The sequence below is a fragment of the Kitasatospora sp. NPDC051705 genome, from assembly GCF_044453265.1.
GTDB lineage: Bacteria > Actinomycetota > Actinomycetes > Streptomycetales > Streptomycetaceae > Kitasatospora.
Map to the genome: position 1 here is coordinate 256830 of NZ_JBITCO010000009.1, position 11907 is coordinate 268736.

Genomic DNA, 11907 nt, shown 5'->3' on the forward strand with positions numbered 1-11907 from the left:
TGACGGTTTCAGCCCTTCAGCTCCTCCAGCCGGCCCCGCGCCCGCTCGGCGAGTGCCGCGTCGCCCAGCTCCTCCGCGAGCGCGGCGAGCAGGGTGAAGGCCTCGGCCTCCTTGGCCCGCTGGCCGAGTTCGCGAGCCCGCCGCGCGCAGTCCTCGGCGGCCCGGGCGGCGAGGTCAAGCCGCCCCAGCGCGCGCTGGGCCCGGGCCCGGACCAGCGGCAGCCGCATCAGCATCGGGTCGCCGGTCTCCTCCGCCCGCGCCGTCGCCTCGTCCAGGACGTCCAGCGCCTCCGCCGCGCGCCCGGCCGCGACCAGCGCCTGGGCGACGTTGTAGCTCTGCACCACCACGCCGTGCGGATCGGTGCGGTTGTCCTCCAAGGCCAGCCGGAACAGCTCCACCGCCTGCTCCGGGCGCCCGTCGGCCAGGCAGAGCAGCCCGTGCGTCTCGTGCAGCACACCGCTCAGCTGCGGCTCCCCGACCAGCGGCAGCTGCTCCGAGGCCAGCGCCAGCTGCTCGGCCGCGCGGGGGAAGTCCCCGAGCTCGTAGTGGGCGCGGGCCAGCTGGTTGCGCATCCGGATCACCGCGTCCGGGCGGTTGTCCCACTGCGCCGACTCGACGCCGAGCCGGTGCGTCTCGATCCAGTCCCCGTAGTTCTTGCCGCTGTGGTAGAGCGCCCAGAGCGATTCGCACAGCCGCCACACCTCACCGTGCCAGCCCTGTTCGGCCGCCGCCCGCACCGCCTCCCGGAGGTCGGCCCGTTCGGCCCGGAGCCACTCCAGCGCCTCCGCCTTGGAGGCGAACTCGCGCCCCGGGGCGTCGGGGGGCTCCTGGAGCCGGAACCGCTCCCCGAGCACCAGCGCGTCGGCCGCGGCGGCCCGGGCCCGGTAGTAGGCGACCGCGCGGGCCAGCAGGCCGGTGCGGTCGGGGAGTTCACCGGCCGTGCGGCGGGCGTGCAGGCGCACCAGGTCGTGTGCGCGGAACCGCTGCCCCGGCCCCGGGTCCACCACCTCGTCCAGCAGGTGGGCCGCGCGCAGTTCGCTCAGCCCGTCCCGGACGCGCTCGACGCCGGCCGCCTCCGCCAGCTCGGCGGAGACGAACGGCCCGGGGGCGGTACCGACCAGCCGGTACAGCGCCCGGGCCGGCCCGGAGAGCCGCCCGTACACCTGGTCGAGCATCCGGTCGACCCCGCCCTCCTCGTTGCTCAGCGACGCCAACCTCCGCTCCGAGTCCGCGAGTTCGGCCACCACCTGGTCGACGTCGAGCTCGTCGTGGTCGACCAGCTGGAAGCCCACGGCGTTCAGTGCCAGCGGCAGTCCGCCGCAGAGTCCGACCAGCTCGTCCAGCTCCCGGTCGGTGCCCCGGTCGGGCCCGAGCCAGCGGCGCACCAGCTCCGCACCGGCCGGGGTGCTCAGCGGGTCCAGCCGCCGCACCTCGGCGCCGTCGAGGACCAGACCGGGCAGGCGTCGCCGCCCCGCGACCACGACGAGCCCGTCGGACGGCAGCAGCGTGCGGACCTCCCCCGCCTGCTCGACGTTGTCCAGGAACACCAGGACGCGCTTGCCGGTCGTCACCGTCCGGTACGCCGCGGCCCGCTCGGCCAGGGTGGCCGGCACCGCGGCCCCGAAGGCGCGCAGGAACCCGGCCAGCACCTCACCGAGGTCGACCCCGCCGAGGTGGCGGTAGGCCGCGAGGTCCGCGTAGAGGTCGCCGTCCGGGAGGTGCGCGCGGTGCGCCGCGACGAACTGGGAGATCAGTTCCGTCTTCCCCACGCCGCCGAGGCCGGTGAACGCCACCACCGCCGGACCGTTCTCGTCGAGCCGGCCGAGCGCCCGGACCAGGGCGGCGAGTTCACCCTCCCGGTTGACGAAGGTGGGCCGCGGTCTGCGGACCTGACGGGGCGTACCGGGCGGCGGCGGGCCCTGGTGCAGGTGCACCGCCCCGATGCTCTGGGCCTGCACCACGTGGCCCCCCACCGTCCCCGAGACGGTGTTGGCCACCTCCCGCCGCTCCATCCGCCTGCTCCCTCCGGCCGGTCGGCCCCAGCCTACGGGCTGGGCTCCCGGCCGGGGCGTGATCGGCCGGTCAGGTCGTCTGGCAGGTGGGGCACCAGAAGAGGTTGCGGGAGGCGTGCTGCTCGGTGCGGACGTCGGTGCCGCAGACCAGGCAGGGCATCGCGGCACGGCGGTACACGTAGACCTCGCCGCCGTGGTCGTCGACGCGCGGCGGGCGGCCCATCGCCTCGGGGGTGTGCTCGGGGCGGACGGTGTCGATCCGGCCGGCGCCGACGCCCTCGCGCATCAGGGCGACCAGGTCGGCCCAGACGGCGTCCCATTCGGCGCGGGTGAGGTCGCGGCCGGCCCGGTGGGGGTTGATGCCGTGGCGGAACAGCACCTCGGCCCGGTAGACGTTGCCGACCCCGGCCAGCACCTTCTGGTCCATCAACAGGGCGGCGACGGTCGTCCGGCTGGCCGACACCCGGCGCCAGGCGGCCTCCGGGTCGGCGTCGGCGCGCAGCGGGTCGGGGCCGAGGCGGGCGGCGACGCCGGCCTTCTCGGCGCCGGTGACCAGGGCGCAGGTGTTGGGGCCGCGCAGGTCGGCGTAGCCCTCGTCGTTGGCCAGCCGGAGCCTCACCAGGCCGACGGGTTCGGGGGCGGGGCCGGTGGCGAAGGTGAAGCCGCCGTAGAGGCCGAGGTGGACGTGCACCCAGGCGCCCTCCTCGAAGCCGAGGAAGAGGTGCTTGCCCGTCGCCTCGGCCGCGGTGAGCAGCTGCCCGTCGATGCTCTTGGCCTCGTCGGCGAACCGGCCCTGCGGGCTGGAGACCTCGACCGGTCGGCCGCCGAAGGCGCGCAGGTTCTCGGCGGCGAGGCGGTGGATGATGTGGCCTTCGGGCACGGGCGTCAGCTCCCCCGGGTGGTTCGACAGGCTGGTGGGCCCCGGTGGGCCGGGACTCCGGCGGGCCGGCGGCCCGGTACTCCGACGGGACCGGTCCATCATCGCAGCCGCCACCGACGGCCGGGCCCGGCCGGGGAGGTCAGCGGACCGGCATGCCCATCAGCCGGGCGAGGATCACCCGGTCCAGTTCGGCGGCGGTGCCGGCCACGTCCAGGTAGGAGTTGTCGATGATCGGCAGCCCGGAGTTGTACCAGCCGGCCATCCGGCCGTGGATCCGGGCCACTTCCTCGTCGCCGAGCCGCCGGTTGCCGTTGCGCCGGGCGTTGCGGCGCAGCACGGAGTCGAGGCTGGGCAGCAGCACGACGGGGATCATGCCCGGTCCGATGTGGCGCTTCCAGCCGCCGAGTCCGATGGCCGGGCGGTCCGGGAAGACGGCGTCGTCGATGATGCAGGAGATGCCGTTGGCGAGGTAGTTGCGGCAGGCGAAGCCGCAGGTGCGGCGGGCGAGCCGGTACTGCGCCTCGGAGGCGTTGTTCCAGCCGGACTGCGGGTTGGCGAAGCCGGACTGCACCCATTCGCGGACGTCGTCCAGGCTGATGTGCGCGGTCGGGGTGGGCCGCCGCTCGGCCCAGTACCGGGCGACGGTGGTCTTTCCGGCGCCGGCCGGGCCGATCAGCAGGACGGCGATCGGCCCGGTGGGCGCGTGCCGCTGCGGCGGGTGGGCGGGCAGCTGGACGGGCATGCCGGAGGGCAGCACGAAGTGGCCGGTCGCCCCGGCGGGGACGGGCGCGCTCGGTGCGCTCGCCACGGGGGGCGCGCCGGGTACGGACACCGGCGGGGCCGGCGCGGGCGTCGGCACGGGTGCCGGGGGCATCGGCGGCGGTCCGGCCGCACCTGCGGGGCTCGTCGGACCGATCGGACCCACGGGGTTCGTCGGGCTCATCGGGCCCGTCCCCGCCGGCTGCGCTCCCGGTGGGAGCGACGGCCCGGCCCCGGGCCCGGCGGGCCCCGGCGGCACCGGCGGAGCGACGGGTCGCGGCGGGACCTGCCCACTCCCGGCGTACTGCGTCACGGTCACCTCCGACACCTCTCAGCGGGGACGATACACGTCGGCCCGGCGGCGGGCACAGTCCGCCGCCGGGCCGCTGACCGGCCGTCAACGGGGTGTCAGCGCGTGGTGAGCCGTTCGGCCAGCGCCCGCAGGGCCAGCTCGTAGGAGCCGAGCCCGAATCCGGCGATGGTGCCGGAGGCGACGGCGGCGATCACCGAGGTGTGCCGGAAGGTCTCCCGGGCGTACGGGTTGGAGATGTGCACCTCGATCAGCGGCGCGGTGCGCTGGGCGGCGGCGTCCCGCATCGCGTACGAGTAGTGCGTGAACGCGCCCGGGTTGATCACCACCGGCACCTTGCCGTCGGCCGCCTCGTGCAGCCACTCGACCATCTGCTGCTCGGAGTTGGTCTCGTGCACCTCGACCTCGAAGCCGAGCTCCCCGCCGAGCGCCGTGCAGCGCTCGACCAGCCCGGCGTAGGAGGTGGCCCCGTAGACGTCGGGCTCGCGGCTGCCGAGCCGGCCGAGGTTGGGGCCGTTGAGCACCATGACCCGGGTCACGCCGAGACCTCCGCGTAGGCGGCGACCAGCAGGGACGGGTCGGGGCCCTCCAGGACGGAGGTCTTGCCGAGGCCGTCCAGGACGATGAAGCGGATCAGGTCGCCGCGCGACTTCTTGTCGATCTTCATGGCGTCCAGCAGCTTCGGCCAGGCCGCGGCCTGGTAGGTCAGCGGCAGGCCGACGGAGGCCAGCACGGTGCGGTGCCGGTCGGCGGTCTCGTCGTCCAGCCGGCCGGCCAGGCGGCCGAGTTCGGCGGCGAAGACCATGCCGATGGAGATCGCGGCGCCGTGCCGCCACTTGTAGCGCTCGTTGCGCTCGATGGCGTGGCCGAGGGTGTGGCCGTAGTTGAGGATCTCGCGGCGGCCGGACTCCTTGAGGTCCCCGGAGACGACGTCGGCCTTGACCTGGATGGCGCGGCGGATCAGTTCGACGGTGTGCGGGCCGTCCGGGGTCTTGGCGCCCTCCGGGTCGGCCTCGATCAGGTCGAGGATGGCCGGGTCGGCGATGAAGCCGCACTTGATGACCTCGGCGAGGCCGGACACGTAGTCGTGCCGGGGCACGGTGGCCAGGGTGTCGAGGTCGGCGAGCACGCCCACCGGCGGGTGGAAGGCGCCGACCATGTTCTTGCCCTCGGCGATGTTGATGCCGGTCTTGCCGCCGACGGCCGCGTCGACCATGCCGAGCAGCGTGGTGGGCATGGAGATCCAGCGGACGCCGCGCAGCCAGGTGGCGGCGACGAAGCCGGCCAGGTCGGTGGTGGCGCCGCCACCGAGGCCGACGACGACGTCGCTGCGGGTGAAGCCGGTCTGGCCGAGCACCGACCAGCAGTACGCGGCGACCTCGGCGCTCTTGGCGTCCTCCGCGTTGGGCACCTGCAGCGCGATGGCCTCGTAGCCCTCGCCGAGCAGGTCCTCGCGGATGGCGTCGGCGGTGGCGGCCAGCGCCTCGGGGTGGATGAGCGCGACCCGCTTGGCGCGGGTGCCGATGAGCGGCGCCAGCTCGCCGAGCAGCTGGTGCCCGATCAGCACGTCGTACGGGTCGTGGCCGGCGCTGCCGCCGACGTGAATCCTGACGATGGGGTCAGTCATGGGGGGTCTTCAGCTCCAGTGCTTCCAGTACGGCGTCCGCGACCTGCTCGGGGGTGCGGCCGGCGGTGTCGACGACGGCGGTGGCCACCTCCAGGTAGAGGGGGCGGCGGGCCTCCATCAGCTCGCGCCAGCGGGCCCGCGGGTTGACGGCCAGCAGCGGGCGCGGCGCGTCCAGGCCGACCCGCTTGACCGCGTCCGCCAGCGGGACCTCCAGGAAGACCACCGGCAGTTCGCGCAGCAGGGCGCGGGTGGCCTCGGCCAGCACCGCACCGCCGCCGAGCGCGAGGACGCCGTCGTGCTCCTCGGCGCCGGCGCGCACGGCCCGGACCTCCAGCTCGCGGAAGTGCGGCTCGCCCTCGTCGATGAAGATCTCCGGGATCGGCTTGCCGGCCAGCGCCTCGATGTCGGCGTCGGTGTCCCGGAGGGCGACGCCGAGGCGGTCGGCCAGGGCCCGCCCGACGGTGGACTTGCCACTGCCGGGCGGGCCGACCAGCACCACGATCGGGGTGCCCATTACCGGACGATCAGGTGGTCGAGGTAGTTCTGCACGTTGCGGCGGGTCTCGGTGACGTGGTCGCCGCCGAACTTCTCGTTGACCGCGTCGGCCAGCACCAGCGCGACCATCGCCTCGGCGACGATGCCGGCGGCCGGCACGGCGCAGACGTCCGAGCGCTGGTGGTGCGCCTTGGCCGGCTCGCCGGTGCGCACGTCCAGGGTCTGCAGGGCGCGCGGCACGGTGGCGATCGGCTTCATCGCGGCGCGCACCCGCAGGACCTCGCCGGTGGACAGGCCGCCCTCGGTGCCGCCGGAGCGGCCGGAGGTGCGCCGGACGCCCTCGGGGGTGGGGACGATCTCGTCGTGCGCCTGGGAGCCGGGCACCCGGGCCAGCTCGAAGCCGTCGCCGACCTCGACGCCCTTGATCGCCTGGATGCCCATCAGCGCGGCGGCCAGCCGCGCGTCCAGCCGGCGGTCCCAGTGGACGTGCGAGCCGAGGCCCACCGGCACGCCGTAGGCGAGCACCTCGACGACGCCGCCGAGGGTGTCGCCGTCCTTGTGGGCCTGGTCGATCTCGGCGACCATCGCCTTCGAGGCGTCCTCGTCCAGGCAGCGGACCGGGTCGGCGTCCAGCCGGGCCTCGTCGGCGGGCTGCGGGACGACGCCGGCCGGGGCCTTGGCGGCGGCCAGCTCGACCACGTGGCTGACGATCTCGATCCCGCAGGTCTCCTTCAGGTATGCGCGGGCGACGGCACCGAGCGCGACCCGGGCGGCCGTCTCGCGGGCGCTGGCGCGCTCGAGGATCGGGCGGGCCTCGTCGATCGAGTACTTCTGCATGCCGGCGAGGTCGGCGTGGCCGGGCCGGGGGCGGGTGAGCGCCTCGTTGCGGGCCAGTCCGGCCAGCACCTCCGGGTCGACCGGGTCGGCCGACATGACCTGGTCCCACTTGGGCCACTCGGTGTTGCCGACCATGATCGCGACGGGGCTGCCCATGGTCTCGCCGTGCCGGACGCCGCCGAGGAAGGTCACCTCGTCCTGCTCGAACTTCATCCGTGCGCCGCGACCGTAACCGAGCCGGCGGCGCGCCAGCGCGTCGGCCACCACCGCGGTGGTGACCGGTACACCGGCGGGCAGGCCCTCCAGCGTCGCGACGAGTGCGGGGCCGTGCGACTCCCCCGCCGTCAGCCAGCGCAACGTACCCAACGGAGCTCCTTCATCAGCGGACCGGCCACGGCACCGCCGGGGCCCGCCCGGGCGTGCCTTGTGCCTGAATCCTTTCATGCCCCGGCAGCACCCGTGGGCACAGTCCGCGTGCCGGACGGCAACCGGCCAACCGACGGGACGGTACACGACGGGTTCCGGCCAGGAGCGGGCTCCGGCCGCTCCCGGCTCGCACCGGTTCACCGCCCTGCAGCACCGCGTCGGCACCCGGCCCGCACCGCGTCGGCACCGGGCAGCCGCGGCGTCAGCGCCCGGCGAGGGCCCGCTCGCCCGCCGCCCGCATCGCGGCCAGCGGACCCGGGCCGCGCCCGGTGAAGGCCTCGCTCTGCAGCACCGCCTGGTGCACCAGGAGGTCCAGCCCGCCGAGGACGGTCGCCCCGCGCGCCGCGCACGCGGCGGCCAGCGCGGTCGGCCACGGGTGGTAGAGCACGTCGAACAGCGCCCCCGGCCCGGCCGGCAGCTCCGCGGCGAAGCCGTCGGTCGCGCCGGCCGGCGTGGTGGAGACGGTCAGCGGCCTGGCCAGCGCCTCGGCGCCGCGCTCCCAGTCCGCGGTGCGCACGGCCACGCCGAGCCGTTCGCCCAGCTCGGCCATCTCGCGGGCGCGCTCCGGGCTGCGCACGTAGACGGTCACCTCGCCGGTGCAGACCTGGGCGAGCGCCGCCAGCGCCGAGGAGGCGGTGGCCCCGGCGCCCAGCACGGCCGCCTCCGGCACCGAGGTGATGCCGCGCTCGCGCAGCGCGTTGACGAGGCCGGGGACGTCGGTGTTGTCCCCGGTGCGCCGGCCGTCCGCGGTGAACACCACGGTGTTCACCGCGTCCACCGCGCGGGCCGCGGCGCTGACCTCGTCGAGCAGCGGGATGACCGCCCGCTTCAGCGGCATGGTCAGCGACAGCCCGGCCCACTCGGCCTCGTCCAGTCCGGCGAGGAAGCCGGGCAGGCCGGCCTCGTCCACCTCGAAGCGGTCGTAGCGCCAGCCGTCCAGACCGAGCGCCGCGAAGGCGGCCCGGTGCAGGTCCGGCGAGAGCGAGTGGGCGATCGGGGAACCGAGTACCGCGGCCCGGTGCTTGCTGGTCAACGCTTCGTCTCCGTGAACTGTCGTCCGGCCCGGGCTACTTCGCGGTGCAGTGGCCGCGCGCCTCGTCGAAGCCCTGCCCGGCCGCCTGGCAGTACTCCTTGACGTTGGCGTAGTGCTCCTTACTCGTCTCGGCGAAGCGGGTCTCGGTCGGGGACATCGCGATGAAGTACAGCCACTTGCCGTCGGCCGGGTGCAGCACCGCGTTGATCGCGTCGTCGCCGGGGTTGGAGATCGGCGTCGGCGGGAGGCCCTGGTTGATGTAGGTGTTGTACTTGTTGGACGCGTCGTCCATGTCCTTCTTGGTGAGCTCCTTGCGGCCCAGCGAGTACTGCAGCGTGGTGTCCATGCCGAGGCGGTGGTGGGTCTCGGGCTCGTTGGCCAGCCGGTTCTGGATGGTCTTGGCCATCTTGGCGAAGTCGGCGGTGTTGTTGCCCTCGCGCTGCAGGATGCTCGCCTCGATGAGCACCTCGTAGCCGTTCTTGAGGCCCACCGAGGCGGCCTGGGCGTCCAGGTTCGCGTACTTGTCGGTGGCGTTCTTCACCATCGCCTTGAGCAGGTCCTCGGGCTTCATGCCGTCGGCGATGTTGTAGCGGGTCGGCCAGAGGAAGCCCTCGACCTTGCCCTGGGCGTTCGCGGGCAGGCCGAGGTCGTTGACCTGGGCCGTGGCGACGCCCGCGGTGGTGCCCTTGGCGAGCTTCAGCTTGGTGTCGATCATGGCGTAGATCTCGCTGGAGTTCTTGCCCTCGGGGATCACGATCGCCGCGCCGCCCGCCTGCGCGAGCAGTTCCTTGAGCGCGTCGGCGGCCGGCATCTCCTTCTTCAGCCCGTAGAAGCCGGGCTGGACGGTGCCGCACTTGGGTTCGGCGTTGCACGCCGCGCTGAAGGCGTCGACGCTCTTCACCACACCGGCGTTCTTCAGCACCAGGCCGATCTGCCCGCCGACGGCGCCCGACTTGACCTCGACCTGGACGGAGCCGGTGCCCTCGCCGGTGAAGTCCGGCGGCGGACCGAAGTGGTCCTGGTAGAAGCCGTAGCCCCACCAGCCGGCGCCGCCCATGGCGCCGAGCAGCACCAGCGCGACCAGCAGGCAGGCCCCGCCGTTGCGGCGCCCGGACTTCTTGCCCTTCTCCTTGCGCTTCTTCTGCGCGTCGCGGGAGTTGTCCTCGTCGCCGAGGAAGCCGGACTGCCCGGCCTCGGCCTCCTCCTCCGCGTACGCGCCGTCCTCGTGGTGGCCGTCCTCGTGGCCGTCCCACTCGTCGGTCTCCGGTTCGGGCCCGGCCGGGGCGGCGCCCGCCTCCAGCGCGGCGGCCTCGGCCTCCCAGTCGATGCCGTCCGGACCGGGCCCGGAGGCCGGGGCGGGGGCGGCCGGCTGGGGTGCCCGGCGCCGGCCCTGCGGCTGGCCCGGCTGCCCGGGCTGGGCGCCCTGCTGCGGCATGCCGGGCTGCTGCACGCCCTGCTGCTGCATGTCGGCCTGCTGCGGCATGCCCGGCTGCTGGGCGTACCCCTGCTGCGACATCTGCTGCTGCGACATCTGCTGCTGGCCCATCGGCTGCTGCATCTGCGGCGGCATCTGCTGCTGCTGGTACCCCTGCTGCCCCATCTGCTGCTGCGGGTACTGCTGCTGGCCGTAGCCCTGCTGCGGCATCTGCTGCTGCGGGTAGCCCTGCTGCCCCGTCTGCTGCTGGCCGTAGCCCTGCTGCGGCATCTGCTGCTGCGGGTACCCCTGCTGCCCCATCTGCTGCTGGTACCCCTGCGGGTATCCCTGCTGGCCCGGATGCTGCTGGTCCATCGGCTGCTGCTGGTACCCCTGCTGCGCGTCCCCGTAGGCCTGCTGGCCCTGCGGGTACTGCTGCCACTGGCCGTCCTGCTGGCCGGGGACCGGCTGCTGACCGCCGTACCCGGGATCACCGGGGTGCCACGGCTCGGAGCCCTGGGGGCCGTAGCCCCGACCCAGATCGGTCATTGATCCCCTTAACCGACGAAGACGGCCGGAGGATCGGACCGGCCGTCCGGGACGCCGTCCCGGATGATTCTCGAACCGGCGTGCTAGCGCAGCGCCTGGGAGGAGACGTTACCGTACCGCAGACGCGCCCCCGGCAGGGCGGACGTGGCGTCAGTGCCCGACCTCGCCCGCCGGCGCGCTTCCCGGCGCACCGCCCGGCGTGGCCGCCGCCGGGCCGGAGGCGGCGCCCGACGGGCCGCCCGGGGACGTGGCCGAGGCGCTCGGTTTCGCCGTCGCGCGGTAGGCGTTGAACTCCGCGACGTTGCGCTGCTGCACGTCGAAGCTGTCGGTGAAGCGGGTGTCGCCCGGCTTCACGGTCACGAAGTAGAGCCAGTCGCCCTGCGCCGGGTCCAGCGCGGCCATGATCGCCTGCCGCCCCGGGTTGGAGATGGGGGTGGGCGGCAGTCCGGGGTGCAGGTAGGTGTTGTACGGGGAGTCCAGGCGGGTGTCGGTGACCGTGGTGTTCAGGGTGGAGCGGCCGAGCGCGTAGTTGATCGTGGAGTCCAGCTGCAGCGGCATGCCCTTGGCCAGCCGGTTGTAGATCACCCGGGCCACCTTGCCCATGTCCTCGGTGTTGTCGGCCTCGCCCTGGACCATGCTGGCCACGGTGACCAGCCCGTAGAGGCTCTGTCCGAGGGTCTGCGCGACGACGTCCGCGTCGTCCCGGCTGAACTCCTTGCCGGCCCGTTCGACCATCTGCTTCAGCAGGTCGACCGCGGTGGTGCCGTCGGTGACGCTGTACGTCGCGGGGAAGAGGTAGCCCTCGGGGCTGCCGTTGGCGAAGTCCGGCAGGCCCAGCTCGGCGCCCTGGTCCTTGGCGGTGCGCTGGGTGGTGCCCTCGGGCAGGTTGAGCTTCTTGTCGATGGCCGCGTAGATCTGGTAGCCGCGCCAGCCCTCGGGAATGGTCAGCCCGTTGGCGTTGGCCGGGTCGATCAGGATGGCGAGCGCGGCCGCGGCCGACATCTTCTGCTTCAGGGTGTACGTGCCGGGCTGGATCCGCCCGGCGGCCGCGGCGCTGCCCTTGGCCGCCCGGGTGAAGGCGGTCGAGCTGGCCACCACCCCGTTGCGCACCAGCGCGGACGCGATCTGGGAGAGCCCGGCGCCCTCGGGCACCGAGACCTGGACGCTGCCGGCACCCTCCCCCGCGAAGTCCGCGGCGGCCGGGGGCTTGCGCTGTCCCTGGAGCCAGCTGTAGCCGGCCAGTCCGGCCCCGCCGAACACCGCGACCAGGGCGAGCGCGGTGAGCGCACAGGCGAGTCCGTTGCGCCGCCGGTGGGGATCCGGTGCATCGGAGCGCGGGCGGCGCGCACCCGGCGGACGGCCCTGCGGCTCCAGCACCGGCGCACCCAGGTGGCCGGGGGTGAGCCCCGGGTGGAAGTCCTGGTCGGTCATGGCTCGCGTCCCCTCGGCGGTCCCGGAACAGACGAGAGGGGTGCGGGGGGGCCCCGGCCCCCCCCCCCCCCCCCCCCCCCCAAAAACACACCCCCCCCCCCCCCCCCCCCCCCAGCCCCCCCCGCGGGCGCGCG

The 11907-nt window shown here is 74.5% G+C and carries 10 protein-coding genes; all 10 read right to left on the reverse strand.

Translation table 11 applies throughout. From position 1 onward, the window contains the following. Window positions 1-8 precede the first annotated feature (8 nt). The gene (locus ACIA8Q_RS15220) at window positions 9-2012 is read right to left on the reverse strand and encodes a hypothetical protein (protein WP_396317268.1); all 2004 of its coding nucleotides are present in this window, start codon (window positions 2010-2012) and stop codon (window positions 9-11) included. A 70-nt stretch (window positions 2013-2082) separates the two neighbouring features. Next, window positions 2083-2892: a DNA-formamidopyrimidine glycosylase family protein gene (locus tag ACIA8Q_RS15225; protein ID WP_360214370.1), complete on the reverse strand. Its 810-nt coding sequence runs from the start codon at window positions 2890-2892 to the stop codon at window positions 2083-2085. 139 nt (window positions 2893-3031) lie between these two features. Further along, window positions 3032-3979, reverse strand: a complete 948-nt coding sequence (locus ACIA8Q_RS15230; RefSeq protein ID WP_396317269.1) for an AAA family ATPase — start codon at window positions 3977-3979, stop codon at window positions 3032-3034. An 80-nt stretch (window positions 3980-4059) separates the two neighbouring features. Continuing rightward, the gene (aroQ, locus tag ACIA8Q_RS15235; RefSeq protein WP_360214388.1) at window positions 4060-4488 is read right to left on the reverse strand and encodes a type II 3-dehydroquinate dehydratase; all 429 of its coding nucleotides are present in this window, start codon (window positions 4486-4488) and stop codon (window positions 4060-4062) included. Between the two features lie 8 nt (window positions 4489-4496). Continuing rightward, a complete protein-coding gene (aroB, locus tag ACIA8Q_RS15240; RefSeq protein WP_360214374.1) occupies window positions 4497-5588 on the reverse strand; it encodes a 3-dehydroquinate synthase in 1092 nt (363 codons plus the stop codon). After that, a complete protein-coding gene (locus ACIA8Q_RS15245; RefSeq protein ID WP_360214376.1) occupies window positions 5581-6102 on the reverse strand; it encodes a shikimate kinase in 522 nt (173 codons plus the stop codon). The genes aroB and ACIA8Q_RS15245 overlap by 8 nt, the downstream gene beginning before the upstream one ends. Beyond that, window positions 6102-7286 carry a chorismate synthase gene (gene aroC / locus ACIA8Q_RS15250; RefSeq protein ID WP_360214378.1) on the reverse strand — a complete coding sequence of 395 codons (1185 nt, stop codon included), beginning with the start codon at window positions 7284-7286 and terminating at the stop codon, window positions 6102-6104. The genes ACIA8Q_RS15245 and aroC overlap by 1 nt, the downstream gene beginning before the upstream one ends. Before the next feature lie 262 nt (window positions 7287-7548). Further along, the gene (locus ACIA8Q_RS15255; protein WP_360214380.1) at window positions 7549-8379 is read right to left on the reverse strand and encodes a shikimate dehydrogenase; all 831 of its coding nucleotides are present in this window, start codon (window positions 8377-8379) and stop codon (window positions 7549-7551) included. 34 nt (window positions 8380-8413) lie between these two features. Further along, window positions 8414-10342, reverse strand: a complete 1929-nt coding sequence (gene mltG / locus ACIA8Q_RS15260) for an endolytic transglycosylase MltG (protein ID WP_396317270.1) — start codon at window positions 10340-10342, stop codon at window positions 8414-8416. Window positions 10343-10492: 150 nt separating this feature from the next. Further along, on the reverse strand, window positions 10493-11773 hold the full coding sequence (gene mltG / locus ACIA8Q_RS15265) for an endolytic transglycosylase MltG (protein WP_360214384.1): 1281 nt from the start codon (window positions 11771-11773) through the stop codon (window positions 10493-10495). Window positions 11774-11907: the final 134 nt, after the last annotated feature.